A 24698-nucleotide genomic window follows, 5' to 3' on the forward strand; every position below is an offset into this window, starting at 1 on the left:
CGATATCGGTTCCGTTATCCTCTCGCCCCATGAAGCATTCCTGGCGTATCACCAAGTACTGGCAGCGGATGCCCGAGGCATACCTCTGCTCACCGCCCGAAGAGTGGACGGACTTCGGTGATGTCGGCAGCCTGGTGAGTCTCGAGGATTACCTCGTTGTCGAGAATGCGTATCTGGATGCGATCAGGCGTTTCTGCGTCGGCATCGGCGTCGAGTCACTGCGCATCCAGTCGCTTGAACGGCGTGACTCACGCGATTACCACGAGGGCCAGCCGCTGGATCGGGATGGGATCGAGCGGGTGGCGCGTGACGTGCTACGCAACGTCATCTGGTGCAAGCTGGTGGGCGACAGCGCCGAAGTTCATTTCGGTTACGACTACTACATGTTCGTGGTGTCGTCGGTGGACGCGTCGGCCGCACTCGCACAGGCCGATCCACTGTTGAACATCGAGTCTTTCCTGTCGCCCTATCTGCCCGAACAGGAAGGGTAGTGCCGGCCGCTGGCCGGTAATCCCATCATGTTTGGCAGCGCGCGCAAGGCTGCCGGCCAGCGGCCGACACTACCGGGTTCGCGGTCAGTCTTCCGGCGACGGCGGGTTCGACGCCAGCAGCTCCAGGTGCCGCTGTTCCATCTCCTGCCGCAGCTGGCGGCGGATCTGCGCAGCGGCCTGGCGGCGCTTTTCGTCCGAGCTGGCTGGCTGCAGCGGCGGCACCGCCGTCGGCCGGCCTTCCTCGTCCACCGCCACCATGGTGAAGAAGCAGCTGTTGGCGTGGCGCACGCTGCGCTTGAGGATGTCCTCGGCCACGACCTTGATGCCGATCTCCATCGACGAGGTACCGGTGTAGTTCACCGAGGCCAGGAAGGTGACCAGCTCGCCCACCGCGATGGGCTGGCGGAACATCACCTGGTCCACCGACAGGGTGACCACGTAGCTGCCCGCATAGCGGCTGGCGCAGGCATAGGCCACCTGGTCGAGCAGGCGCAGGACGGCACCGCCGTGGACCTTGCCGGAGAAATTGGCCATGTCCGGCGACATCAGCACGGTCATGGACAGCTGGTGGGTTTTCAGTTCGGTCGACATGCACCGATTGTATCGGCAACCGGTAGTGCCGGCCGCTGGCCGGCAACCACGCGATGGCGTCCGGGCATTAAAAAGCCGGCCAGCGGCCGGCTCTACCAGAAAGCAGAAGGGCCGCTTGCGCGGCCCTTCTGGAAGGTCAGCCGACTAACAGTCGGCTCTACCCGTCGGCTTTATCAGCCGACTTTACTTCAGCTTCGCATCGGCGCGCAGGGCGGCGGCGCGGTCGGTCTTCTCCCAGGAGAAGGCCGTGGCGTTGACGGTCTCGCCTTCGCCGTTGAGGTAGCTGAATTCCTTCGGCTTGCGGCCGAAGTGACCGTAGGCGGCGGTCTGCTGGTACATCGGGTGCACCAGGTCCAGCATCTTGATGATGCCGTACGGGCGCAGGTCGAAGTGCTTGCGGATCAGCTTCTCGATCTTGTCGTCGCTGATCTTGCCGGTGCCGAAGGTGGTGACCGAGATCGAGGTCGGCTCAGCCACGCCGATGGCGTAGGAGACCTGCACTTCGCAACGGTCGGCCAGGCCGGCGGCAACCACGTTCTTGGCGACGTAGCGGGCAGCGTAGGCCGCCGAACGGTCGACCTTGGACGGGTCCTTGCCGGAGAAGGCGCCACCACCGTGACGGGCCCAGCCGCCGTAGGTGTCGACGATGATCTTGCGGCCGGTCAGGCCGCAGTCGCCCACCGGGCCGCCGATCTCGAACTTGCCGGTCGGGTTGATGTGGAACTTGGTGCCCTTGTGCAGCCACTTGGCCGGCAGCACCGGCTTGATGATCTCTTCGCGGACGGCCTCGATGAGGTCCTTCTGCTTGATGCCCGGGGCGTGCTGGGTGGACAGGACCACGGCGTCGATGGCCGAGACCACGCCGTTTTCATAGCGCAGGGTGACCTGGCTCTTGGCGTCCGGGCGCAGCCAGGACAGCGGCGAGTTGCGCTTCTTGCGGATCTTGGCCTGCTGTTCCACCAGGCGGTGCGACAGGTGGATCGCGGCCGGCATGAAGCTGTCGGTCTCGTTGGTGGCGTAGCCGAACATCAGGCCCTGGTCGCCAGCGCCCATTTCTTCCGGCTTCTTGCGGTCCACGCCCTGGGCGATGTGCGGCGACTGCTTGCCGATCAGGTTCAGCACGCCGCAGGTGGCGCCGTCGAAGCCGACGTCGGAGCTGTCGTAGCCGATGTCCGTGATGACCTTGCGGGTCAGGGCTTCCAGGTCGATCCAGGCGCTGGTGGTGATTTCACCGGCGACGATGGCAACACCGGTCTTGACCATGGTCTCGCAGGCCACGCGGGCGCGCTGGTCCTGGGTCAGGATCGCGTCCAGCACCGCATCGGAAATCTGGTCGGCAACCTTGTCCGGATGGCCTTCGGAGACCGACTCGGAGGTGAAGAGATAGCTGGACATCAGGCGGTATATCCCTTGATTCGGATGGAAAGATGGGCGCGCATCATACACGGGGTGCGCCGCCTGTGCATTGTGAACCCGTATGGGTTGCCGGTGGTTAAGGTGTTGTGCCCGCCGCGACAAGGCCTGGCGGGGCCCCGGGGCCCATGGTGCGCAGGCAGTGTTCCACTGGCGTGACCATTGGCGGGCGGTCTTCACGGCCTGGGCCCACCGGCCGGGGCCGTCATCGTTCTGCCGCCAAACCGCCATCTGCCTGCCGCGTGGCGGGCGCAGGCTCTCGGCCAATCCGGCCGCCGGGCATCAGTGAGCACGCCATGCAGGAACTCGAGCAGCGCTTGCAGCAACGTTTCCCCGATTGGTTCCGCGGCCGCCGCGGGCATCTGGCCCGGCCCCTGCTGCGCAGCGTGGGCCGCTGGTCGCGGCTGGACCGGGTGGAGGCCTTCCTGCAGCGCAGCGCGAATCTGCGCGGCTTCGACTTCGTCGCCGCCGGGCTGGAGTTCCTCGAAAGCGGCTACCAGGTCGATCCGCTGGACCTGTCCCGGATCCCGGCCAGCGGCCGCCTCCTGATCGTGGCCAACCATCCTTCCGGTGCGCTGGACGCGCTGGCCCTGCTGGACGCGGTCGGCCGGGTGCGGCGCGACGTGCGCATCGTGGCCAACGACCTGCTGGGCGCCATCGGCCCGCTGCAGGACCTGCTGCTGCCGGTGCGCATCCTCGGCGGCAAGGTCCAGCGTGGCAGCCTGCACGCGGTGGAACAGGCGCTGGACGCCGAGCAGTGCGTCATCGTGTTCCCGGCCGGCGAAGTGTCGCGGCTGTCGCTGCAGGGCATCCGCGATGGCCGCTGGCAGCGCGGTTTCGTCCGTTTCGCCCGCGCCGCCGGGGCGCCGGTGCTGCCGGTGCGGGTGGAAGCGCGCAATTCGGCGCTGTTCTACGGCGCCTCGACCCTGTTCAAGCCGGCGGGCACCGCCCTGCTGGCCCGCGAGATGTTCGCCCGCCGCGGCCGCCCGCTGCGCCTGCGCATCGGCCAGCCGATGCAGCTGGGCCAGGGCGACCCCGGCGCGCAGCTGCTGGCCGTGCGCCGCGCGCTGTACGCCCTGGGCCCCGCGGACAGTGCCACCGGCAGCCTGCCGGCCGGCCCCGAGCCGCTGGCCGCCCCGGTGCCGCCGGCGCAGGTGGCCGCCGATATCGCCCGGGCCACGGTGCTGGGCCAGACCGGTGACGGCAAGCAGATCCTGCTGGCCACCTGCACCGCCGATTCGGCGCTGCTGCGCGAGCTGGGCCGGTTGCGCGAGCTGACCTTCCGCCAGGTGGGCGAGGGCACCGGCCGCAGCCGCGACCTGGACGACTACGACCTGCAGTACCAGCACATCGTCATCTGGGACGGCAGCGCGCAGCGCATCGCCGGTGCCTACCGCATCATGCGCGGCGCACAGGCCCTGGCCCGCCGCGGCCTGGCCGGGCTCTACAGCGCCTCGCTGTTCCGCTATTCCGACGATGCCATCACCCGCATCGCCGAAGGCCTGGAACTGGGCCGCAGCTTCGTGGTGCCCGATTACTGGGGCAGCCGCAGCCTGGATTACCTGTGGCAGGGCATCGGTGCCTACCTGCAGTGCCAGCCGGGCATCCGCTACCTGTTCGGCGCGGTGTCGATCAGCGCCGCGCTGCCGCGCGAGGCGCGCGAACAGCTGGTGGCCTACTACCAGCGCTACTACGGTGGCCGCAGCGGCCTGGTCGAATCCAACCAGCCGTTCCAGTACTTCGCCGCACCGCCCAGCTTCGGTGAACTCGACGCCGGCGCTGCGTTCGATGTGCTGAAGGCCAACCTGACCGCGCTGGGCACGGGTGTGCCGACGCTGTACCGCCAGTACACCGATCTGTGCGAACCCGGCGGCGCCCGCTTCCTCGCGTTCGGCGTCGATCCGGATTTCAGCGATTCGATCGACGGCCTGATCGAAGTGGACCTGCAGGCGATCCGGCCGAACAAACGCAAGCGCTACCTGCGCGACGCGGGGATGCCGGCATGAGCGCGCTGGCGAACCTGTCGCCGCACCGGCGTGCAGTGTTCGTCTCCGATGTGCACCTCGGGTCGCGCCACTGCCACGCCGCCGAACTGGCGACCTTCCTCGGCCAGCTGCGCTGCGAGCGGCTGTACCTGGTCGGCGACATCATCGACCTGTGGTGGATGGCGCACCGCCGTGCCAACTGGCGTGCCTCGCACAGCGAGGTGATCCAGGCACTGCATGCGCTGCGCCGCGCCGGCACCGAGATCATCTACATCCCCGGCAACCACGATGCCTCGCTGCGCCATGTGTGCGGGCTGATGCTGCCGGCCATGCAGGTGCGCCGCCGTGCCATCCACGTGACCGCCGACGGACGCCGACTGCTGGTGGCGCACGGCGATGACTACGACGGCGTGACCCACTTCGGTGGCCTGCAGGAGCGCTTCGGCGACTGGCTGTACTACCGCATCCTCACCGGCAACCAGGCGTTGAACGCGGTGCGGCGCCGGCTGGGCATGCGCTACTGGTCGCTGTCCGAATTCCTGAAGAAGCGCAGCGGCGCCGCCGAGCGCTACATCGAACGCTTCGTCCAGGCCGGCCTGGATGACGTGCGCCGGCGCGGGCTGGACGGCATCATCTGCGGCCACATCCACCGCGCGGCGCTGGTCGAGCGCGATGGGCTGGTCTATGCGAACGACGGCGACTGGGTGGAAAGCCTGACCGCGCTGGCCGAGGACCACGACGGCGCGCTGCGCCTGCTGGACCACCACGGGCAGACATTGGTGGAGCTGCCCGGCGCGCGGATGTCGCAGGCGGCGTAGCACCTGCTTTCTGTAGCGCCGAGCCCATGCTCGGCTTGCTCTTGTAGAGTCGAGCGTTGCTCGACTGACGCGCGCAGCGCGGGTGGATCCACAAGCAGTCGACTGACAGTCGTCTCTACCTGGCCAGAACCCCACAAACGCCAGGCCATCGCGTTAGCATCAGCCGATGGACTCGTTGACCCAGATCGTTCTCGGTGGCGCCGTCGCTGCCGCCATCGCTCCGCCCGGCCATCGCCGTGCGGCCCTGCTGGCCGGTGCCGCACTCGGCACGCTGCCCGACCTCGATGCGCTGTGGCTCGGCTTCGCTGCCGCCGACCCGGTGGCCAACATGGTCGACCACCGCAGCTTCAGCCATTCGCTGCTGGTGCTGCCGTGGGTGGCCGCGCTGATCTGGTGGCTGCTCAAGCGCTTCGGCAACGGCCGCGTGGCGCAGTCACCGCTGCGCTGGTTCTGGGCCATCCAGCTGGCCCTGGTCACCCATCCGCTGCTGGATGCGTTCACCGTCTACGGCACCCAGCTGTGGTGGCCGCTGCGGCCGCATCCGACGATGGGTTCCAGCGTCTTCATCATCGACCCGGCCTACACCGTGTGGCTGCTGCTGGGCTGCGTGGTGGCCTGGTTCGCGCGCGCACGGCCCTGGGCGGGCAAGGTGCTGGGTGTCTCGCTGCTGGTCAGCACGGCCTACCTGGGCTGGGGCCTGGTGGCCAAGGCCCAGGTCGACCGCGCCGCGCAGCAGAGCCTGGCCGCAATGGGCCTGGGCGATGCGCCGCGGTTCTCGGTGCCGATGCCGTTCAACACCCTGCTGTGGCGGGTGGTGGCGATGACGCCCAGCGGCTACGTGGTGGGCGACCGTTCGCTGGTGGCCGACCAGGGCCCGATGCGGTTTGAAGGCCATCCGTCCAACGTGCAGGCGCTGCGCGAAGCGTCCGCGATTCCGGCCGTGCAGCGGCTGCAGTGGTTCAACCGCGGCTTCATGCGCGCGCAGGTGGTGGACAACCAGCTGGTGCTGAGCGACCTGCGCATGGGCCTGGAGCCGGACTACACCTTCAACTTCGCGGTGGCCGAGCAGGTGGACGGGCAGTGGCGGGCGATCGTGCCGCAGCAGCAGCGCATGGATTACAGCAGCCCGGCCGCACGCGCCGATGCCGGGCACCGGCTGGCGGCGATGTGGCAGCGGATCTGGCAGGCGCCGCCGGCGGCGACCCTGCACATCGACCCGTGAACCCGCGCACCGCGCGGGCGGTCCCTCAATACACCGTCGCGCGGCCCTGCACGAAGGAATAGAAGAACACCGCGTTCGGGTCGTTCTGCACCAGTCGGAATTCGCGGCGCATGCCCTCCACGGTTTCCTCGTCCACGGCGCCGGCCTGCAGCAGCTGGTCGGCGGCCGACAGCAGCAGCTGTTCCCAGAACGCGATCATCGTCTTGCGGCGTGCCGGTTCGCGGTTGTCCAGGTGGATGGTCTTGATCTCGGTGTGCACGTCGCGGAAGCCACCGGCCAGCAGCAGGTTGCCGAGCTTGGCGCCGACGAACGGGTCGCCGCCGTGGTCGTGCTGGAAATCGTTGAAGGCCATCCAGTAGCGCCAGATGTGCGGCGAATACGGATCCAGCAGGAACGAGGCATTCATCACTTCGGTGATGTAGACCGGCGAGCCCGGGGCCAGCACGCGGCGTACTTCGCTGAGCACGCGCGCAGGGGAGGGCACGTGTTCCAGCACCCAGCACAGGAAGGCCGAATCGAAGCTACGGGCCTCGAACGGCAGTTCGCCGGCATCGGCCTGCTGCAGGGTGTAGCGGTCGCTGCACCACGGCGTGCGCGCCAGGTTCTCACGCGCGGTGGCCAGCTGCGCCTCGCTCAGGTCCACGCCGGTGACGTGCAGCTCGGGGAAGCGGCGCAGCAGGATTTCGGTCTGCGCACCGACGCCGCTGCCGACTTCCAGCAGGTGGCGCGCACCGGTGTAGTCGATCTGGCCGAAGATGCTCGATTCCAGCAGGCGCGCCTGGGTCATCAGGCGCTGCTGTTCGGTGCCGGAAAAACCGTGCAGGTAGGTCGGGGAAGAGATCGGCGGCGTCATGGTCGTGGCATCAGGCAGCGGAGGGCATCGCCGGTTCCCCGGCAATCAGGCGGTCGAAATACTCGGTGGTCAGCGCGATCTGGCTGGCCGGGTCTTCGGCACGGTTGACCACCGCGCGGAAGGCGGCGTTCTCCGGCCGGTCCTTGGCGTACCAGCCCAGGTGCTTGCGGGCGATGCGCACGCCCTGCGGCTCACCGTAGAACGCGTGCAGCGCATGCAGGTGGCCTAGCAGGATGTCGCGCACTTCCTCCAGCGAGGGCGGCGGCAGTTCCTGTCCGGTGGCCAGGTAGTGCGCCACTTCGCGGAAGATCCACGGCCGGCCCTGTGCGGAACGGCCGATCATCACCGCGTCCACGCCGGTCTGCTGCAGCACATGGGCGGCCTTCTGCGGCGAATCGATATCGCCGTTGGCGATGACCGGGATGCGCAGCGCGGCCTTGATCTCGCCGATGGTGCCGTACTCGGCCTGGCCGGTGTAATGCTGGTCGCGGGTGCGGCCGTGCACGGCCAGCGCGGCGATGCCGCTGTGCTCGGCGATGCGCGCGATCACCGGCCCGTTGCGATGGTCGCAGTCCCAGCCGGTGCGGATCTTCAGGGTGACCGGCACGTCCACCGCGTTGACCACGGCTTCGAGGATGCGCGCCACCAGCAGTTCATCGCGCATCAGCGCCGAGCCGGCCCAGGCGTTGCACACCTTCTTGGCCGGGCAGCCCATGTTGATGTCGATGATCTGCGCGCCGTGGTCGACGTTGTAGCGCGCCGCCTCGGCCAGCTGCTGCGGCTCGGTGCCGGCAATCTGCACGCTGATCGGCGCCGGTTCGCCCTCGTGGTCCATGCGGTGGATCGACTTGCGCGTGGTCCAGAAGCGCGGGTCGCTGATGGTCATTTCCGAGGCGGCCAGACCCGCGCCCAGCCGTTTGCACAGCAGGCGGAAGGGCTTGTCGGTGACGCCGGCCATGGGGGCCAGCACGACGTTGGGGGCAATGGTGTACGGGCCGATCTGCATGTGCCCATTGTAGGCCGCAGGACCCGCCGCCGCGCCGCCAAGGGCGGCCCTGTTCAGGCCAATCCGGACCGACCTCATGCCACACCGGCATCAGCAGATGCTTGATGGTCGCTTCCGCCGCCCCCACGGCCCGGTCATGGTGGGCGGCTGGGTCATGGGGGAAGGCCCATCCACGCATGGCGTGGATCTACTGGCCGGAGCCTCCATTCACGCATGGCGCGGCCCACGCACCCGGTAGATCCACGCCATGCGTGGATGGGGCGTGTCGCCGGACACAAAAAACCCCGGTCGTTCGCACGACCGGGGTTTTCATCCACGCATGGCGTGGCTTTATTTCATTTCAGCGTCGGCCGGGGTGAAGCGCGGCATCGCCGCAGCGGCGCCTTCCTTCTCGGTGGAACGGCCGGCGAACTGGTTGGCGAAGCGCACGTGGCGGGTGAACGGCGCGTCCGGCACCTGGGCGATCGAGGCCGCCAGCGCACCGTTGAAGGCATCACCGGCACCGGTGGTGTCGATCGCCTGCACCTGCTCGGCGCCCACGCGGTAGTACGGCTGGGTGTCGCCACGCAGGTTCTCGTCGGCGTGCGAAACGAACACGCCCACCGCACCCAGGGTCACCACCACGGTGCCGTTGCCGACCAGTTTGCGGCACAACGCGTGCAGGCTGGCGCCATCCAGCGCGGCCACGTCGTCGGCATCCACGCGCTCACCCACATGGCGGCCGAGCAGCGAAGCAAACTCGGTCTCGTTCGGGGTCAGCACATCGGCCAGCTTCAGCAGGCCGATGCTGGACGGGGCGTCGGCCGGTGCGGCGTTCAGCACGGTGGTGACACCGGCTTCGCGCGCCGCAGCCAGCGCGGCTTCGATGGTCTGCACCGGCGATTCCAGCTGCACCAGCACCACCTTGGCACCGGCCAGCAGCGCCTGCTGCTGTTCCAGGAACGCGGTGCTCAGCGCGGCGTTGGCGCCGGGGCCGATGACGATGGTGTTGCGGCCACGGGCATCGACGTAGATGCCGGCGGTGCCGGTCGGCTCGCTGCTGGCCTCGGCGATCAGCGCGAAGCCATCCTGCGCGGCCAGGTCACGCGCCGTGGCGCCACCGACGTCATCGCCGAGCGCGCACACGAACGTGGTGTCGGCGCCGGCCCGGCAGGCGGCCACGGCCTGGTTGAAGCCCTTGCCACCCGGGCCGGTGCTGTAGCGGCCGGCAATGGTCGCGCCCGGCGCCGGCAGCGCTTCGCACCGCCACACGTGATCGACATTGAAGGAACCGACGACAACGACACTGCTGCTCATAGGGGATTTCTTCTCAAACAAGGGTTCAACTGAAGTGCGTCAGCACGCCGGCGATGGTCGCCGTCATGAAGGTGGCGATGGTACCGCCCAGCACCGCGCGCAGGCCGAACTTGGCCAGGTCATGGCGACGTTCCGGGGCCAGGCCGCCGATGCCGCCGATCTGGATGGCGATCGAGCTGAAGTTGGCGAAGCCGCACAGGGCGTAGGTCGCGATCAGGCGGCCTTCGTCGGACAGCGACACGCCGGCGATCTGGCCGTTCACGATCTGCGACAGCTCGGTGTAGGCCACGAACTCGTTGATGACGACCTTCTGGCCGATCAGCGAGCCGACGGTGGTGGCATCGGCCCACGGGGTGCCGATGACCCAGGCGATCGGGGCCAGCACGTAACCGAAGATGGTCGACAGGTTGGTCGGCTTGCCGATCGCGGCAGCCAGGCCGGTGACATCCCCGATCCAGGTCAGCGGGGCGTTCAGCAGGGCGATCAGGGCGATGAAGGCCAGCAGCATCGCACCGATGTTCAGCGCCAGCTTCAGGCCGTCGCCGGCGCCGGCCGCAGCCGCGTCGATGATGTTGCTGGAGGTCTTCTCGACTTCCATCTTCACCGTGCCGCGGGTCAGCGGGGTGCCGGTCTCCGGGATCAGCAGCTTGGCCACGACCAGGGTGGCCGGGGCCGCCATGATGCTGGCCGCCAGCAGATGCTTGGCGTAGAAGGCCTGCTGCGCCGGGTCACCGCCGCCGAGCATGCCCACGTAGGCCGCCAGCACGCCGCCGGCGATGTGCGCCATGCCGCCGATCATCATGGTCAGCAGCTCGGACTGGGTCATCTTCGCGATGTACGGGCGCACGGTCAGCGGCGCCTCGGTCTGGCCGATGAAGACGCTGGCGCAGACGCTGGTGGTTTCCGCACCGGACACGCGCATCACCTTGGTGATCGACCACGCCATCACGCGGACGATGCCCTGCATGACGTTCAGGTGGTACATCACGCCCATCAGCGCCGAGAAGAAGATGATGGTCGGCAGCACCTGGAAGGCGAAGATGAAGCCGTAGTTCTGGGTGTCCATCAACGAGCCGAAAATGAAGCCCGAGCCCTCGTTGACGAAGCTGAGGATCTTGACGAAGCCCTTGCCCAGGGCATCGAACACGTCACGCCCGCCCGGTACCAGGATCACCAGCGCCGCGAAGGCGATCTGCAGGGTGATGCCGGTGATGACCAGCTTCCAGTCCACCGCGCGCTTGTTGTTGGAAAACAGCCAGGTGATGCCGATCAGCACCGCCAACCCGAAAAGGCCGAAGCCGATCCTGCCCAAACCTTCGACCATGAGAGCTCCCCCCGGGGGCGCGCGAAAAACGGGAAGCCTAGTGCAGGGCCGGGGCTGGGGCAAGGAAAAGCGGCGTGCGCGGGCCCATCGGCACCGATCAGGCCAGCAACGGCAAGGGCTTGCCGCCGACGGGGGCGGGTAGAATGGGGCTCGATCCCGGCCCGTATGCGGGCCTGCAACAGGAGAATCGCATGCTCTACCGTCGCCTTGGCTCCACCGGCCTGCCGGTGTCCGCCCTGTCCTTCGGCGCCTGGGTGACCTTCGGCGACCAGGTGCCGCGTGACGAGGCCCGCAACCTGGTGGCCGCCGCCTGGGATCACGGCATCAACTTCTTCGACAACGCCGAGGGCTATGCCAACGGCCGCGCCGAGCAGGTGATGGGCGACGTGATCGCCGACCTGCGCCTGCCGCGCGACGGCTACTGCGTGTCCAGCAAGGTGTTCTTCGGCAGTGCCAAGGACCCGCGCCCGACCCAGCGCGGCCTGTCACGCAAGCATGTGACCGACGCCTGCCATGCCGCGCTCAGGCGCCTGCGGGTGGACTATCTGGACCTTTATTACTGCCACCGCCCGGATCCGGACGCGCCGATCGCCGAGACCGTGCATGCCATGGACACCCTGGTCCGGCAGGGCAAGGTGCTGTACTGGGGCACCTCGGAGTGGTCGGCCACGCAGATCGAGGAGGCGGTGGACATCGCCGCCCGCCACAACTGGCAGGCACCGTCGATGGAACAGCCGCAGTACAACCTGCTGCACCGCGAGCGGGTGGAAGTGGAGTACGCCCCGCTGTACGCCAGCGCCGGGCTGGGCACCACCATCTTCTCGCCGCTGGCCTCGGGCCTGCTGAGCGGCAAGTACGACCAGGGCATTCCCGCCGATGCACGGCTGGGCCGCGAGGGCATGGGCTGGCTGCAGGACCTGGTGCTGGGCCAGAACGCTGCCGTGCGCCTGGCCCAGGTGCGCCGCTTCAGCGAGGTTGCCGCCGAGCTCGGCCATGCCCCGGCCAGCCTGGCCATCGCCTGGTGCCTGCGCAACCCGAATGTCTCCAGCGTGATCCTCGGCGCCAGCCGGGTCAGCCAGCTGCTGCAGAACCTGCAGGCGCTGGACGTGCTGCAGCAGGTGGACGATGCCGGCTGGGCGCGGGTGGAATCGGCCTTCGCCTGAGGGCTTCGCGGCGCGGTGCGGCCCCCGATCCGCGCCTTCCATTGATGCGATCTATCGAAATTGAGAAATCGATCATAAATCTCATCAATGGAATTGAGAATGGTTGTTGATTGTTAACTGAGAATCATTATCATCTAACTCGTCCCTCGCACGAGTCCAGATGCTCATGAATGCTCAACCTGTACTGCTGCGCCCCGAAACGCTGACCCTGCGCGACCGCCCGGTGCGTGTCGTTCCGCCGGAAGAAGTGACCGACAGCGAAGCCCTGCTGAAGGGCCGCCGCGAAATCCTGATCCAGCACGGCGACCGTTTCTACCGGCTGCGCCACACCAGCAACGACAAGCTGATCCTGACCAAGTAACGCGGTCTGGTCGCCCGCCTCCCTCCCTCCCTCCTGCCGGCAGCGCTGGCAGGGTGGGCGACCCGTCCGCTCCCGCTCTCTCCCCCTCGGCTGTCCGTGCACGCCTGGCGTGCCGGTGGCCGGGGGCTCCCCCTCTGCCTGGTCAGGCCCTTGCCGATGACCTGTTGCCTCGCCGCGCGTCCAAGCGACGCGTACGCCACCGGTCCGACCCTGTCGGCCACTCCTGCCGTGTCCTGGTGAATCCCATGAGCCGAGCCCTGTCCGCCCGTCGCCTGTCGTCCTTCCTGCCGCACCACGCGCTGCAGGCCTGGCCCACGCCGGCGCAGCTGGCTGCGCTGGGCACCGTGCTGTGCCTGTACCACGCAGACAGCAGCGAGCTGGGCGGCTGGCGCCAGGCCGTGTCGGTGCATGCCTGCCAGGGCGTGGACAGCGAAGGCCTGCGCGAAAGCCTGTGCTTCCTCGATGGCCGCGGCCGCTGCGTGTGGCGCCTGTACCTGCTGCCCGACAGCGATTTCCTCGCCTGGGACCGGCTGGTGGCGTCGCTGCCGCCGGGCCCGGAACACGACGCCGAAGGCAGTGTCGGCGAGCGCCTGTGGCGGCGCCTGGCCGGCCACTTGGGTGGCCAGCGCTGGCGCCTGTGCGCGCTGCGCCTGCATGCCGCCGACGACGGCAGCACCCTGGCCGCCAGCCTGTCCACGCTGTCCTCGCTGGGGGCGGCCACCGCGCGCCGCATCGCCCGCCTGGAAGGTGCCGAGGGCGAACTCTCCATTGATGACTGCTGCTGCGCCGACGCCGCCCGCCGGCCCGCGCCGCGCCTCACCGGCGACCTGCCGCTGGTGCACCTCTGAACCCGGTTTGATGGAACCCTGATGGATCGATTGCGGCCACGGATGGCCACCCATCGGACCTGACACTCCCCAAGGAACTCCCTGATGAAGTCGCACGCCGCCAGCGTGATGCTGCTGTTTGTCGTGGCCGGTACCGCCAGCGCCCAGCCCACCGATATCGCCCGTGACCACGCCAGCATTCTGGCCATGCAGGGCGAATACACCGTGGATTTCGCCTTCGATGAAACCGTGCTGCTGAAGCCGGGCTACGAGCGCGCGCCGGCCATGCGCAGTGCCGGCAACGAAGTGGTGATCGTGGTCGAGGACAGCCCGCAGCGCATCGTGCTTCAGCACCTGCTGGTGGACGCCAAGAGCGGCCACGTCACCAAGCACTGGCGGCAGGACTGGGTGTATGAAGCGCGCAACCGCTTCGAGTTCAGCGCCGACCAGACCTGGCAGGTGCGCACGATTCCCGCGGCCATCAACCAGGGCGCGTGGACCCAGTGCGTCTACGAAGTGAGTGACGCGCCGCGCTACTGCGGCACCGGCACCTGGACCTACGACAACAACGTGCCGACCTGGACCAGCGACATCAGCTGGCGCCCGTTGCCGCGCCGCGAATACACCAAGCGCAGCGACTACAACGCGCTGGCCGTGGTCAACCGCCACACGCTCACCCCGAACGGCTGGACCCACGAGCAGTTCAACACCAAGGTGCAGCGCAACGCCGACGGCAGCCAGGTCGAAATCGCCCGCGAGTTCGGGTTCAACGACTACCTGCGGACCACCGAGGTCGACTTCAGCCCGGCGCGCGACTACTGGAAGGCCACCGCCGGCTACTGGGCGAAGGTGCGCCAGCGCTGGGACGGCTTCCTGACCCAGGCCCCGGGCGTGCACCTGAAGACCAAGCTCGATGGCATGGCGATGATCATCCCGCTGTTCACCCAGGCCGACGATATCCAGTCGGGCAAGAAGGTGAAGGACGCGCAGATCGACGCCGTGTTCGCCGAATTCGTGGAAAAGGCCCGGTAACGCCGGGCCGCAGGAAGCGGGCGTCCGTAGATCCACGCCACGCGTGGATGGCCCTTACTCCTTGAACATCAAAAACGCCGCCAGCACGATCAACCCGAACGCGGCGTAGTGGTTCCACTTCAGCGGCTGGCCCAGGTAGAACGCGGAGAACACCGCGAACACCACCAGGGTGATCACTTCCTGCATGCCCTTCAGCTGCGGCGCCGAATACACCGCGCTGCCCAGGCGGTTGCCGGGTACCTGCAGGCAGTACTCGAAGAAGGCGATGCCCCAGCTGACCATGATGACCATCATCAACGGCGCGCTCTTGTATTTGAGGTGGCCGTACCAGGCGAAGGTCATGAAGATGTTGCTGCCAAGCAGCAGCAACACCGGGTACAGGTAAGCAGCGAACGACGTGCCGGGCATCCGGGCGATCTCATCGGGTGGGGCGCGCAGCATACCGCCGGCCCCACCCGTCGCGTGTCACGGCCGCGTCAGGCCTCGCGCAGGGCCAGCGCCGGCGGCGTGTGCAGGATCGCCCGCGTGCCCCACCAGCCGGCCAGCAGGCTCAGGCCGATGCCCACCAGCCCGCCCAGCAGCAGGCCCGGCCACGGCGGCAGCAGCGGCAGCTCGAACACCTTCTGCGATACCGCCACGCCGATGCCGGCCGCCGCACCCACGGCCAGCAGCGCGGCCAGCGCACCCAGCGCGCCGAACTCCACCAGCACCGCACCGCGCAGCTGGCGCCGGGTGGCACCCAGCGTGCGCAGCACCGCGCTGTCGTAGCGGCGCTCGCCGGCGGTGGCCTGCAGTGCGGCCAGCAGCACCAGCACGCCGGCCAGCAGGCTGAACACCATCACCAGCTGCACCGCCTGCGCAACGCGGTTCATCACCTCGCGCACCTGCGAGATCACCGCATCGACATCCAGCAGCGACAGGTTCGGCTGATCGCGCACCAGCGCACCCAGGCCCGCGGCCTTGCCGGCCGGCAGATGGAACGCCGACAGCAGGTTGTGCGGCGTATCACCCACCGCGTTGGGGTTGAGCAGCACGAAGAAGTTCGGGCGGAAGGTGTTCCAGTCCGCCTTGCGCACGCTGGTGACGGTGAACTCGCGTTCCTGCTCGCCCACGGCAATGGTGATGCGGTCGCCCAGGTGCGCGCCGTAGCGCTTGGCCCAGCCGGTTTCCACCGAGGCCTCCGGGGCGGTGCTGTCGGCCTTCCAGAACGTGCCTTCAAGCAGCGTGTTGGCCGGCGGGAAGGTGCTGCGCCAGCTGAAGTTCAACGGCCGGTTCTCGTCATCGTCGTCGCGCTGGCCTTCGCCCTGCGGCGGCTGGCCGTTCTGCTCCGGCGTACGGTCCACGCGCAGCGGCGGCTTGCCGTTGATCGCGATCAGGCGGCCGGTGGCCATCGGTTCGACGCTGGCATCGGCCGCGCCCAGCCCCTGCAGCGCGGCCAGCACGCTGTCGCGCTGCTCGGGCTGGATGTTGATCAGGAAGTAGTTGGGCGTGTTCTCCGGCAGGCGCTCTCGCCATTGCTGCAGCAGGCCGGGTCCGGTCACCGCCAGCAGCAGCAGCGCGCACAGCGACAGCGACAGGCCCACCAGCTGCATCACCGCCAGCAGCCGCCGCCGGGTCAGCGCGGCCAGGCCCAGCCGCCAGTTGCCATGCAGGCGGTGCTGCAGGCCGCGCAGCAGCTGCAGCAGGCCGAAGCCGACCACGCCGGCGGCCAGCGCCAGCGCGGCCAGGCCGCCCAGTACCCACAGCGCCAGCTTCAGGTCACCGGTGACCTGCACCGCCAGCACCAGGCTGGCCGCCAGCGCAGCCACGTAGGCCAGCAGCGAGGCCGGCGGCAGGGCGGCGAAGGAGCGGTTGAGCACGCGCATCGGCGGCACCCCGCGCAGGCGCAGCAGCGGCGGCAGGCCGAAACCGAACAGCAGCAGCAGGCCGATGCCCGCACCGGTCAGCGCGGGGGTAGCCTCGGGCAGCGGCAGGCGCTGCGGCACCAGGCTGCCCAGCACGTGCACCAGGCCTTCCTGCGCGGCCATGCCCAGGCCGATGCCGAGCGCGCAGGCCGGCACCGCCAGCATCAGCAGCTGCAGCGCCAGGCCAGTGAGGATGTCGCGCTGGCGCGCACCGATGCAGCGCAGGATCGCCACCTGGTCGATGCGGCGCAGGGCGAAGCGGTTGGCCGCCAGCGCGGTGGCCACGCCGGCCAGCAGCACCGCCAGCAGCGCGCTCAGGCCGAGAAAGCGGCCGGCCAGATCAAACGCCTGGCGCACGCCGCGCTGCGTGTCGTCCACGCTCAGCAGGCGCATGCCCTTCACCTGCGGCAGCAGCCATTGCCGGTACGCGGCCACCTGGTCGGGTGCGCCGGCCACCATCAGCCGGTAATTGATGCGGCTGCCCGGCCCGAGCAGGCCGGTGCCATCCACGTCGGCGCGGTTGACCAGCAGGGTGGGGGAGAGCGTCAGCAGGTCGCCGCCGCTGTCCGGCTCGGCCTCGATGATGCCGGCCACGCGCAGCGTGCCCGCACCGAACTCGAGCGCATCCCCGACCTTCAGGCCCAGCGCCTGCAGCAGGCGCGGGTCGGCATAGGTCTGGCCCTGCGGCGGCATGCCGGCATCGGCGATCAGCGCGCCGCCCGGCGTCGCCCGCACCCGCAGCGTGCCGCGCAGCGGGTAGCCGGCCTGCACCGCCTTGATGCTGGCCATCTGGCTGGCATCGCCGTTGAACAGCACGCTGCCGAAGCCGGCGATGCGGGTGTAGGCCAGCCCACGCCGCTGCGCTTCTTCGGCGAAGGCCGCAGGCGGATCGCTGCGCCCGGCCACGCCGAGGTCGCCGCCCAGCATCTCGGCCGCGCTGCCGGTCAGGGCCAGGTTGACCCGGTTCACCAGCGTGCCGACGGCGGTCATCACCGCCACGCCAAGTACCAGCGCGGCGAACACGGTCAGCAGGTCACCGGCCAGGGCTTCGCGGCGCAGCGCGCGCCAGGCGTGCCGCAGCAGGTTCATGCCTGCGCCCCGTACTCGACCGCCTGCAGGCGACCGTTGTCGATGCGGTGGATGTACTGGCAGCGCTGGGCCAGGCGCAGGTCGTGGGTGACCAGCACCAGGGTGGTGCCGCTGCCCGCATTGAGTTCGAACAGCAGGTCGCTGATGTGCTGGCCGGTGGCCTGGTCCAGCGACCCGGTGGGTTCATCGGCGAACAGGATGCGCGGGCGGGTGACGAAGGCACGGGCCAGGGCCACGCGCTGCTGCTCGCCGCCGGACAGCTGCCGCGGGTAGTGGCGGGCGCGGTGCGAGAGGCCCACCTGGGCCAGCACCTCATCGACCCGCGCGCGGTCCTCGCGGCCGGCCAGTTCCAGCGGCAGTGCGACGTTTTCGGCCGCCGTCAGCGCCGGCAGCAGGTGGAAGCTCTGGAACACGAAGCCCACTTCGCGTGCGCGCAGCTGCGCCCGGGCTTCCTCGTCCAGTGCGCCCAGCGCCTGCCCGGCCAGGGTGATGCCGCCGCGGCTGGGCAGATCCAGCCCGGCCAGCAGGCCGAGCAGGGTGGTCTTGCCGGAACCGGAGGCCCCGACAATCGCCACGCTGGTGCCTTCATGTACCGTGAGGGTGATGTTGTCCAGTATGTGGACTTCACCCTCCGGGCCATGCACGGATTTGCCGACCTGGTCGACGGCGATGGCGACGGACGCGCTGCGGGGGGACAGGCTGTCGATGAGGAGACTCCAATGCGCATTACAGGATGGAGCCGGCAAGCCGGCACGATGATGGTGCTGCTGCTAGGGTTGCTGCTGTGGTCCGGGCTGGCGTGTGCCAAAGGTCCGGCCGGCACGGTGCTGGTGGTCGGTGACAGCCTCAGTGCTGCCCACAATATCCCGGCCGACGCGGGCTGGGTCAGTCTGCTGGACAAGCGGGTCAGGCAGCAGTCGAAAATCCCGCCCCGCATCGTCAACGCCAGCATGAGCGGGGAAACCACCGCCGGCGCGCTGACCCGCCTGCCGGGCCTGCTGGCCAAGGAGAAGCCGACCGTCGTGGTCATCGCGCTGGGCGGCAACGATGCCCTGCGCGGGCTGACCCCGGCGCAGGTGCAGGGCAACCTCGAAAAGATGCTGCTGGCCAGCCGCGCCGCCGGCGCCAAGGTGCTGCTGCTGGGCATCGACGTGCCGCCCAACTACGGCCCGGCCTACCGCCAGCGCTTGGCGGCCGCCTACCGCGCGCTGGCCGACACGTACAAGGTGCCGCTGCTGCCGTTCCTGCTGGAGGGCGTGGCCCTGCAGCCGGGGCTGATGCAGGCCGACGGCCTGCACCCCACCGCGCAGGCGCAGCCGAAGGTGCTGGACAACGTCTGGCCGCTGCTCAAACCCCTGCTGTGAAACTTTTTTCGGTGTCTTGACGGAACTTCACATCGCGTCCACCGTCGATCGGGCATGTTTCACAAAGCTGAAGAAAGAGGTACTCACATGCGTCAGACGAAGGAGACTTCCGGCTTGGTGCTGGTGGTCGAGGACAACCGCAACATCTCCGAGATGATCGGCGAATACCTGGAAGGCCGTGGCTTCGAGGTGGACTATGCGCAGGATGGCCTGGACGGCTACCGTCTGGCCGCTGAAAACAGCTACGACGTGGTCGTGCTGGACCTGATGCTGCCGCGCCTGGATGGCATCGAAGTGTGCCGCCGCCTGCGCAACGATGCCCGCAAGTCGACGCCGGTGCTGATGCTGACCGCGCGCGACACGCTGGACGACAAGCTCACCGGCCTGGGGTTTGGTGCCGATGACTACCTGACCAAGCCGTTCGCCATCCAGGAACTGGAAGCCCGCCTGCGCGCGCTGATCCGCCGCGAACGTCGCCAGGTCGGTTCGGAAGTGCTCAAGGTCGCCGACCTCGTGCTCGATCCGGTCAGCATGCGGGCCACCCGCGCCGGTACCGAACTGCAGCTTTCGCCGATCGGCCTGCGCCTGCTGACCATCCTGATGCGGGAATCGCCCCGCGTGGTCACCCGCCAGGAAATCGAACGCGAGATCTGGGGCAACGGGCTGCCGGATTCGGACACCCTGCGCAGCCATCTGTACAACCTGCGCAAGATCATCGACAAGCCGTTCGACCGTCCGCTGCTGCACACCGTGCAGAGCGCCGGTTACCGCATCGCCGACATCGCCCAGCCCATGGCCTGAGCGGTGCCGGTACAGGAACAGGCCCGCCCCGGCTTCGGCCGGGTCGCGGGGCAGGGGACGGGCCGTCGGCCGCAGGGGTGGTCATCCACCGTGCACGTCGCCGGCACGGCGCGCTGCCTATAATCGCAGCGCTTCAACCGGGACCCCGCAATGCCGCACGGCCTGCCGCGCAAGATCCGTATCGCTTTCATCCTGCAGGCAGTGCTGGCCAGCGTAGGTATCCTGCTGGGCGCCTGGCTGGTCTCGCTGGTGATCAAGCACAGCCTGGTGGGCGCCGCCCTGCGCGAAGAGGCCGCCTACTACTGGACGCTGCACGAGGCCTCGCCCGCGCAGCCGCCGCCCAATACCCAGAACATCCGCGGTTACCTGCTCGAGCGCGGGGGCTCCAGCCTGTCGCTGCCGGCCAACCTGCGCACGCTGGAACCCGGTTTCCACGAACTGCCCGGCGATGACCAGCTGGTGCTGGTCGATGCCCGCCCGCAGGGCCGCCTGTACCTGGTGTTCCTGCGCTCGCGCGCGGAAATGCTGGCGTTCTGGTTCGGCATCGTGCCGGTGCTGTTGACCCTGCTGGCCGTCTACGGCGCCAGCTGGGTGACCTACCGCGCGTCCAAGCGCCTGGTGTCGCCGGTGAACTGGCTGGCGCGGCGCGTGTCGCGCTGGGACCCGGGCCACCCCGAGGCGGCCGACCTGGAGCCGGACAAGCTGCCGGCCGATATGCAGGGCGAGACCCGCCAGCTGGCGGCGGCGCTGCATTCACTGGCCAACCGGGTCACCGACCACGTCGCCCGCGAGCGCAACTTCACCCGCGATGCCAGCCACGAACTGCGCACGCCGTTGACCGTGATCCGCGTGGCCAGCGACATGGCGCTGGGCGATGAGACCCTGGAACCGCGCCTGCGCCGCAGCCTGCAGCGCATCCAGCGCGCCGGGCGGGACATGGAGGCGGTGATCGACGCGTTCCTGATCCTGGCCCGCGAGGCCGACATCGAGCCGCAGATCGAGCTGTTCGATGTCAACGACATCGTCCGCTACGAGGTGGACAACGCCAACGAACTGCTGGGCAACCGCCCGGTGGCGGTGCACCTGCACAGCGCCGGCCCGGTGCAGCTGCATGCGCCGCCGCGGGTGCTGCAGGTGGTGGTCAGCAACCTGGTGCGCAACGCCTGCAACTACACCGACGAAGGCCGCATCGACGTGCAGGTCGAGTCTGACCGGGTGGTGGTGCGTGATACCGGCATCGGCATGTCGGCCGAGGCGCTGGCCCGCGCGTTCGAGCCGTTCTACCGCGCCGAGCCGGATCGCCCGCAGGGCACCGGCCTGGGCCTGTCGATCGTGCGCCGGCTGTGCGACCGCTTCGGCTGGAAGGTCAGCCTCGCCAGCGAGCCCGGCAAGGGCACCGAAGCCACCGTCATTTTCCGCTGACCGGGGTCGGATCCCGTTGCAACGCAACGGGCTCTGACCCCATGCTGGATCGCCACGTAGTCGAGCACGGCTCGACTCCACAAGGGCGGTCTGCTCAGTTGCAGTTGACCTTCGGCGCCACGGCCTTGGTCCAGATCGCATAGCCGGCCGGGGTCATGTGCAGCATGTCCTCGCGGAACAGCTTCGCGTCCGGCTGGCCATCGGCGCCCAGCATCGGGGTGTAGATGTCGGTGTAGCCGGCGTTGGGCAGCTTGGCCAGGGCCGCCTTGATCATCGCATTGGCCTGGTTGATCGCCGGCAGCAGGTGCGCGCGCGACGGACTTGGCTTGATCGACAGGTATTCCACCTTGGTCTTCGGCAGGTCGCGGTGCACGCGCTGCACGAAGGCCACCACGTCATCGCGCACCTGGGTGGCGCTGCGGCCGCTGTTGAGATCGTTGTCGCCGGCGTAGAAGAACACCTTGCACGGCGCATAGGGCACCACGATCTGGTCGGCATACCAGGTGCTGTCGCGCACTTCCGAACCGCCGAAGCCACGGTTGAACACCGGCTGGCCCGGGAAGTCCTGGGCCAGGCTCTCCCAGAAGCGGATCGAGGAGCTGCCGATGAACTCGATGCCACCGCGCGGCGGCGGGTTGCCCTGGTCGGCCTTGAGGAAGCTGGCCATGTCGCCTTCCCAGGCCACGTTGGACACCTGGTCGGGCACGCGCGGTGCGGCCGGCGGGCTCAACGCCTGGGCCAGCGGGGCCAGGGTCAGCAATCCAAGCGACAGCAGACAGGTACGGGCGAGTGTCATCAGCGGCTCCAGCAAGGGCAGGGGACACCCATCATAGGAGTTCGCCGCCGTGCTGCGCTTGACCATGGCGGGTCGTTGGCCGGCCGCTGCGGGGTGCCGCTGCCGCCCTTGTGGCAAAATGGGGGCTGTCTGCCCATTCCTGTGCACCCATGATTGCCTGCCGTGCGTCTGAGCGGTCGCCGCGCCGCGCCCCTGTTGCTGGATATTTCCCCCGTGGCTGATCAGTTCGGCCACATGCCCCGCGGCCCGCGCCGCATCTTCCAGGCCGCCCGCTGGTCCTGGCAGGGCCTGCGCGCCGCCTGGCTGCACGAGTCCTCGTTCCGGCTGGAGGTCTACCTGCTGGTCGTGCTGGCCCCGCTGGCGCTGTGGCTGGGCCAGACCCCGGTCGAGCGCGCGCTGATGATCGGCTCGATGCTGCTGGTGCTGGCGATGGAACTGGCCAACTCGGCCATCGAAGCGGTGATCGAGCGCTACGGCGCCGAGATCCACGAGCTGGCTGGCCGCGCCAAGGACATGGGCTCGGCAGCGGTGTTCGTGCTGATGATGAACGTGCTGCTGTGCTGGGCACTGGTCGTGGTGCCCCACCTGCTGGCCGGCACGTACGCCTGAATCCCCATTCCCCCACTGTCCTGAAGAGTTTCCATGTCCTTTGAGTTTCTCGCCGACCCCAACGCCTGGGTAACCCTGTTTACCCTCAGCGCCCTGGAAATCGTGCTCGGCATCGACAACCTGGTGTTCATCTCCATCGCCGTCAGCAAGCTGCCGGAAGAGCGCCGCCCGTTCGCGCGCAAGCTCGGCATCGCCGTGGCCTGCATCACCCGCATCGGCCTGCTGGTATCGCTGGCCTACCTGGCGCACATGGCGGCGAACCTGTTCACCGTGGCCGGCATGGGCATCTCCATCCGCGACCTGGTGCTGATCGTCGGTGGCCTGTTCCTGATCATCAAGGGCTTCATGGAGATCAAGGAGCTGATCACCGGTGGCGAGGATGAAGACCCCAGCACCACCAAGGCCTCGGCCGTGTTCGGCTACGTCATCGCGCAGATCGCGGTCATCGACATCGTGTTCTCGCTGGACTCGGTGATCACCGCCGTCGGCATCGCTGACCACATCCCGGTGATGGTCGCCGCCATTCTGCTGTCGGTGCTGGTGATGCTGCTGGCCGCCAACCCGCTGGGCCGCTTCATCGATGCCAACCCGACGGTGAAGATGCTGGCCCTGGCCTTCATCCTGCTGATCGGTGCGGTGCTGATTCTGGACGGCCTGGACGTGCACGTGCCCAAGCCCTACATCTACGCCGCGATGGGCTTCTCGGTGCTGGTGGAATGGCTGAACCTGCTGATGCGCCGCCGCGCACGCGACCACCACGTGCCGGGCGCCGGCAACTGGTAAACGATCCATCCAGGACCCCCGGCACTGCCGGGGGTTCTGCGTTATGGGGGCCGCTGCGCTCGCCGGGCATGGCCCGGCGGAATCACGCCGCCACCTGTGAACCGGGGTCAACACTGTTTTCCCGCGGCGAGGCTTAATCGGCGACGGCAAAGCGCGCAGGCTACGCAGCTTCCCGTTTCCTCCCCACAGGAACCCCCATGAATTCCAGAGCCGCACTGCTGGCCCTCGCCGTCGGCGCCTTCGCCATCGGCACCACCGAGTTCGCCCCGATGGGCCTGTTGCCGGTCATCGCCGAGGGCGTGGGCGTGAGCATTCCTTCCGCCGGCATGCTGATCACCGCCTATGCCGTCGGGGTGATGCTGGGCGCACCGGTGATGACCCTGTTGATGGGGCGGTTCGGCAAGCGCACCGCGCTGATGCTGCTGATGTCGATCTTCGTGGTCGGCAACCTGCTGTCGGCGCTGGCGCCAAACTATGGCCTGCTGCTGCTGTCACGCCTGGTCACCAGCCTCAACCACGGTGCGTTCTTCGGCATCGGTGCCGTGGTCGCCGCCAGCCTGGTACCGAAGGAGAAGCAGGCGGCCGCCGTGGCCACCATGTTCATGGGCCTGACCATCGCCAACATCGGTGGCGTGCCGCTGGCCACCTGGGTCGGCCAGCAGCTGGGCTGGCGCCTGTCCTTCGCCGGCACGGCGGTGCTGGGCCTGGTTGCGATCACCACATTGGGCCTGGCCCTGCCGGCGTCGGCGCCGGATGCGCGCCCGGACGTGCGTCGCGAGATACGCGCGATCCTGCAGCCGCAGGTGCTGCTGGCGATGGCCACTACGGTGCTGGGTGCCGGTGCGATGTTCACCCTCTACACCTACGTGGCGCCGGTGCTGGGCGAACTGACGGGCGCGTCGAATGCATTCATTGCGATGTCGCTGGCGCTGATCGGCATCGGCTTCACCGTCGGCAACGGCATCGGTGGGCGCATGGCTGACTGGTCGCTGGATGGCGCCACGCGCATCCTGTTGGCCGTGCTGGCGGTGCTGATGTTCGTGCTGCCGCTGGCTTTCATGAGCCACGCCACGGCGGCGCTCGGTGTGCTGCTGTTCGGTGCGGCGACCTTTGCCCTGGTGCCGCCGCTGCAGATCCGGGTGATGCAGGTGGCCAGCGAGGCGCCGGGCCTGGCGTCGTCGATCAATGTCGGTGCGTTCAACCTAGGCAACGCGGTGGGTGCGGCGCTGGGTGGCGCGGTGATCAGTGCGGGCCTGGGGTATGCGGCGATTCCGGTGGCCGGTGGGTTGCTGGCGGTGTCGGGGTTGCTGCTGGCGTGGCTGGGACGGACGCGCGCGCCGGTGCCTGAGGCCTGTTGAACGGTGGGGGGGCCGGCAGGGCTTGCAGCCCTGCACCCGCAGAATCAACGTCAACGTCAACGTCAAAAGCGGTGCTGGTTTTCTGCTGGTTGGGCGGGGGGGGGGGGGGGGGGGGGGGGGGGCGGGGCCGCCCCCCACCGCCCCCCGGGGCGGGGCGGGCCCACCCCCACCGCCGCGCCGCCCCCGCCCC

Annotated in this window: 24 protein-coding genes; 14 read left to right on the top strand and 10 right to left on the bottom strand. The window is 68.8% G+C overall.

Going from position 1 to position 24698, the window contains the following annotated elements:
• Window positions 1-29: 29 nt before the first annotated feature.
• The gene (locus tag ACVOK1_RS03430; protein ID WP_481561120.1) at window positions 30-491 is read left to right on the top strand and encodes a hypothetical protein; all 462 of its coding nucleotides are present in this window, start codon (window positions 30-32) and stop codon (window positions 489-491) included.
• 84 nt (window positions 492-575) lie between these two features.
• Here the strand turns inward: ACVOK1_RS03430 and ACVOK1_RS03435 are convergent, their stop codons facing one another.
• Window positions 576-1082, bottom strand: coding sequence for an acyl-CoA thioesterase (locus ACVOK1_RS03435; RefSeq protein ID WP_164073371.1), 507 nt, complete (start codon window positions 1080-1082; stop codon window positions 576-578).
• 183 nt (window positions 1083-1265) lie between these two features.
• Window positions 1266-2477: a methionine adenosyltransferase gene (metK, locus tag ACVOK1_RS03440; protein WP_079220656.1), complete on the bottom strand. Its 1212-nt coding sequence runs from the start codon at window positions 2475-2477 to the stop codon at window positions 1266-1268.
• A 314-nt stretch (window positions 2478-2791) separates the two neighbouring features.
• On the opposite strand from metK, the gene olsF reads away from it, so the two are divergent.
• The 3 genes from olsF (at window position 2792) to ACVOK1_RS03455 (ending at window position 6520) form a co-directional block, all read left to right on the top strand.
• On the top strand, window positions 2792-4501 hold the full coding sequence (gene olsF, locus ACVOK1_RS03445; protein ID WP_406232956.1) for a bifunctional ornithine lipid synthase OlsF: 1710 nt from the start codon (window positions 2792-2794) through the stop codon (window positions 4499-4501).
• Window positions 4498-5298 (top strand): UDP-2,3-diacylglucosamine diphosphatase, encoded by an 801-nt coding sequence (locus tag ACVOK1_RS03450; protein ID WP_108767775.1) that lies wholly within the window; start codon window positions 4498-4500, stop codon window positions 5296-5298. Before olsF ends, ACVOK1_RS03450 begins: the two co-directional genes overlap by 4 nt.
• 166 nt (window positions 5299-5464) lie before the next feature.
• Window positions 5465-6520 (top strand): metal-dependent hydrolase, encoded by a 1056-nt coding sequence (locus tag ACVOK1_RS03455; RefSeq protein ID WP_481561121.1) that lies wholly within the window; start codon window positions 5465-5467, stop codon window positions 6518-6520.
• A gap of 25 nt (window positions 6521-6545) precedes the next feature.
• Here the strand turns inward: ACVOK1_RS03455 and ACVOK1_RS03460 are convergent, their stop codons facing one another.
• From ACVOK1_RS03460 to ACVOK1_RS03475, 4 genes are all read right to left on the bottom strand, one after another.
• A complete protein-coding gene (locus ACVOK1_RS03460) occupies window positions 6546-7373 on the bottom strand; it encodes a methyltransferase domain-containing protein (protein ID WP_481561122.1) in 828 nt (275 codons plus the stop codon).
• Between the two features lie 10 nt (window positions 7374-7383).
• Window positions 7384-8379: a tRNA dihydrouridine synthase DusB gene (gene dusB, locus ACVOK1_RS03465; RefSeq protein WP_481561123.1), complete on the bottom strand. Its 996-nt coding sequence runs from the start codon at window positions 8377-8379 to the stop codon at window positions 7384-7386.
• Between the two features lie 330 nt (window positions 8380-8709).
• Complete coding sequence (locus ACVOK1_RS03470) at window positions 8710-9675, bottom strand: ribokinase (protein WP_481561124.1); 966 nt, start codon at window positions 9673-9675, stop codon at window positions 8710-8712.
• A gap of 25 nt (window positions 9676-9700) precedes the next feature.
• The gene (locus tag ACVOK1_RS03475; protein ID WP_108767780.1) at window positions 9701-10999 is read right to left on the bottom strand and encodes a NupC/NupG family nucleoside CNT transporter; all 1299 of its coding nucleotides are present in this window, start codon (window positions 10997-10999) and stop codon (window positions 9701-9703) included.
• Window positions 11000-11190: 191 nt separating this feature from the next.
• On the opposite strand from ACVOK1_RS03475, the gene ACVOK1_RS03480 reads away from it, so the two are divergent.
• From ACVOK1_RS03480 to ACVOK1_RS03495, 4 genes are all read left to right on the top strand, one after another.
• Window positions 11191-12162 carry a potassium channel beta subunit family protein gene (locus tag ACVOK1_RS03480; RefSeq protein WP_481561125.1) on the top strand — a complete coding sequence of 324 codons (972 nt, stop codon included), beginning with the start codon at window positions 11191-11193 and terminating at the stop codon, window positions 12160-12162.
• Window positions 12163-12328: 166 nt separating this feature from the next.
• Window positions 12329-12523, top strand: coding sequence for a hemin uptake protein HemP (gene hemP / locus ACVOK1_RS03485; RefSeq protein ID WP_088476361.1), 195 nt, complete (start codon window positions 12329-12331; stop codon window positions 12521-12523).
• 245 nt (window positions 12524-12768) lie between these two features.
• Window positions 12769-13371, top strand: a complete 603-nt coding sequence (locus tag ACVOK1_RS03490; RefSeq protein ID WP_164073378.1) for a Hemin transport protein — start codon at window positions 12769-12771, stop codon at window positions 13369-13371.
• 84 nt (window positions 13372-13455) lie between these two features.
• Window positions 13456-14382 (top strand): DUF6607 family protein, encoded by a 927-nt coding sequence (locus tag ACVOK1_RS03495; protein WP_481561126.1) that lies wholly within the window; start codon window positions 13456-13458, stop codon window positions 14380-14382.
• Between the two features lie 54 nt (window positions 14383-14436).
• Here the strand turns inward: ACVOK1_RS03495 and ACVOK1_RS03500 are convergent, their stop codons facing one another.
• From ACVOK1_RS03500 to ACVOK1_RS03510, 3 genes are all read right to left on the bottom strand, one after another.
• Window positions 14437-14790 carry a DMT family protein gene (locus tag ACVOK1_RS03500; protein ID WP_079220666.1) on the bottom strand — a complete coding sequence of 118 codons (354 nt, stop codon included), beginning with the start codon at window positions 14788-14790 and terminating at the stop codon, window positions 14437-14439.
• Between the two features lie 68 nt (window positions 14791-14858).
• Window positions 14859-17375, bottom strand: a complete 2517-nt coding sequence (locus ACVOK1_RS03505) for an ABC transporter permease (RefSeq protein ID WP_481561127.1) — start codon at window positions 17373-17375, stop codon at window positions 14859-14861.
• Complete coding sequence (locus ACVOK1_RS03510) at window positions 17372-18019, bottom strand: ABC transporter ATP-binding protein (RefSeq protein ID WP_108767784.1); 648 nt, start codon at window positions 18017-18019, stop codon at window positions 17372-17374. Before ACVOK1_RS03510 ends, ACVOK1_RS03505 begins: the two co-directional genes overlap by 4 nt.
• A 75-nt stretch (window positions 18020-18094) precedes the next feature.
• Between ACVOK1_RS03510 and ACVOK1_RS03515 the strand changes: the two genes are divergently transcribed.
• From ACVOK1_RS03515 to ACVOK1_RS03525, 3 genes are all read left to right on the top strand, one after another.
• Window positions 18095-18739, top strand: coding sequence for an arylesterase (locus ACVOK1_RS03515; protein WP_481561129.1), 645 nt, complete (start codon window positions 18095-18097; stop codon window positions 18737-18739).
• An 87-nt stretch (window positions 18740-18826) separates the two neighbouring features.
• Window positions 18827-19540 carry a response regulator transcription factor gene (locus ACVOK1_RS03520; protein WP_002811889.1) on the top strand — a complete coding sequence of 238 codons (714 nt, stop codon included), beginning with the start codon at window positions 18827-18829 and terminating at the stop codon, window positions 19538-19540.
• A gap of 150 nt (window positions 19541-19690) precedes the next feature.
• On the top strand, window positions 19691-20962 hold the full coding sequence (locus tag ACVOK1_RS03525; protein ID WP_481561130.1) for a sensor histidine kinase: 1272 nt from the start codon (window positions 19691-19693) through the stop codon (window positions 20960-20962).
• A gap of 94 nt (window positions 20963-21056) precedes the next feature.
• Here ACVOK1_RS03525 and ACVOK1_RS03530 read toward each other — a convergent pair whose 3' ends face one another.
• On the bottom strand, window positions 21057-21758 hold the full coding sequence (locus ACVOK1_RS03530; protein ID WP_108767787.1) for an SGNH/GDSL hydrolase family protein: 702 nt from the start codon (window positions 21756-21758) through the stop codon (window positions 21057-21059).
• Between the two features lie 213 nt (window positions 21759-21971).
• Here ACVOK1_RS03530 and ACVOK1_RS03535 point away from each other — a divergent pair, with 213 nt between their 5' ends.
• The 3 genes from ACVOK1_RS03535 (at window position 21972) to ACVOK1_RS03545 (ending at window position 24508) form a co-directional block, all read left to right on the top strand.
• Window positions 21972-22367, top strand: a complete 396-nt coding sequence (locus tag ACVOK1_RS03535) for a diacylglycerol kinase (RefSeq protein ID WP_108767788.1) — start codon at window positions 21972-21974, stop codon at window positions 22365-22367.
• A 33-nt stretch (window positions 22368-22400) separates the two neighbouring features.
• On the top strand, window positions 22401-23150 hold the full coding sequence (locus ACVOK1_RS03540) for a TerC family protein (protein ID WP_108767789.1): 750 nt from the start codon (window positions 22401-22403) through the stop codon (window positions 23148-23150).
• A 197-nt stretch (window positions 23151-23347) separates the two neighbouring features.
• Window positions 23348-24508, top strand: a complete 1161-nt coding sequence (locus tag ACVOK1_RS03545) for an MFS transporter (protein ID WP_481561131.1) — start codon at window positions 23348-23350, stop codon at window positions 24506-24508.
• Window positions 24509-24698: the final 190 nt, after the last annotated feature.

This window comes from Stenotrophomonas sp. STEN087, from assembly GCF_056759115.1.

Bases quoted from the DNA above. Each gene is read 5' to 3' on its own strand.
- ACVOK1_RS03500 (WP_079220666.1), bottom strand. From the start codon at position 14,790: ATGCCCGGCACGTCGTTCGCTGCTTACCTGTACCCGGTGTTGCTGCTG.
- ACVOK1_RS03525 (WP_481561130.1), top strand. From the start codon at position 19,691: ATGCCGCACGGCCTGCCGCGCAAGATCCGTATCGCTTTCATCCTGCAG.
- ACVOK1_RS03530 (WP_108767787.1), bottom strand. From the start codon at position 21,758: ATGACACTCGCCCGTACCTGTCTGCTGTCGCTTGGATTGCTGACCCTG.
- dusB (WP_481561123.1), bottom strand. From the start codon at position 8,379: ATGCAGATCGGCCCGTACACCATTGCCCCCAACGTCGTGCTGGCCCCC.
- ACVOK1_RS03430 (WP_481561120.1), top strand. From the start codon at position 30: ATGAAGCATTCCTGGCGTATCACCAAGTACTGGCAGCGGATGCCCGAG.
- olsF (WP_406232956.1), top strand. From the start codon at position 2,792: ATGCAGGAACTCGAGCAGCGCTTGCAGCAACGTTTCCCCGATTGGTTC.
- ACVOK1_RS03460 (WP_481561122.1), bottom strand. From the start codon at position 7,373: ATGACGCCGCCGATCTCTTCCCCGACCTACCTGCACGGTTTTTCCGGC.
- ACVOK1_RS03540 (WP_108767789.1), top strand. From the start codon at position 22,401: ATGTCCTTTGAGTTTCTCGCCGACCCCAACGCCTGGGTAACCCTGTTT.
- ACVOK1_RS03505 (WP_481561127.1), bottom strand. From the start codon at position 17,375: ATGAACCTGCTGCGGCACGCCTGGCGCGCGCTGCGCCGCGAAGCCCTG.
- ACVOK1_RS03470 (WP_481561124.1), bottom strand. From the start codon at position 9,675: ATGAGCAGCAGTGTCGTTGTCGTCGGTTCCTTCAATGTCGATCACGTG.
- metK (WP_079220656.1), bottom strand. From the start codon at position 2,477: ATGTCCAGCTATCTCTTCACCTCCGAGTCGGTCTCCGAAGGCCATCCG.
- ACVOK1_RS03490 (WP_164073378.1), top strand. From the start codon at position 12,769: ATGAGCCGAGCCCTGTCCGCCCGTCGCCTGTCGTCCTTCCTGCCGCAC.
- ACVOK1_RS03545 (WP_481561131.1), top strand. From the start codon at position 23,348: ATGAATTCCAGAGCCGCACTGCTGGCCCTCGCCGTCGGCGCCTTCGCC.
- ACVOK1_RS03515 (WP_481561129.1), top strand. From the start codon at position 18,095: ATGCGCATTACAGGATGGAGCCGGCAAGCCGGCACGATGATGGTGCTG.
- ACVOK1_RS03450 (WP_108767775.1), top strand. From the start codon at position 4,498: ATGAGCGCGCTGGCGAACCTGTCGCCGCACCGGCGTGCAGTGTTCGTC.
- ACVOK1_RS03455 (WP_481561121.1), top strand. From the start codon at position 5,465: ATGGACTCGTTGACCCAGATCGTTCTCGGTGGCGCCGTCGCTGCCGCC.
- ACVOK1_RS03520 (WP_002811889.1), top strand. From the start codon at position 18,827: ATGCGTCAGACGAAGGAGACTTCCGGCTTGGTGCTGGTGGTCGAGGAC.
- ACVOK1_RS03435 (WP_164073371.1), bottom strand. From the start codon at position 1,082: ATGTCGACCGAACTGAAAACCCACCAGCTGTCCATGACCGTGCTGATG.
- ACVOK1_RS03475 (WP_108767780.1), bottom strand. From the start codon at position 10,999: ATGGTCGAAGGTTTGGGCAGGATCGGCTTCGGCCTTTTCGGGTTGGCG.
- ACVOK1_RS03480 (WP_481561125.1), top strand. From the start codon at position 11,191: ATGCTCTACCGTCGCCTTGGCTCCACCGGCCTGCCGGTGTCCGCCCTG.
- ACVOK1_RS03495 (WP_481561126.1), top strand. From the start codon at position 13,456: ATGAAGTCGCACGCCGCCAGCGTGATGCTGCTGTTTGTCGTGGCCGGT.
- hemP (WP_088476361.1), top strand. From the start codon at position 12,329: ATGAATGCTCAACCTGTACTGCTGCGCCCCGAAACGCTGACCCTGCGC.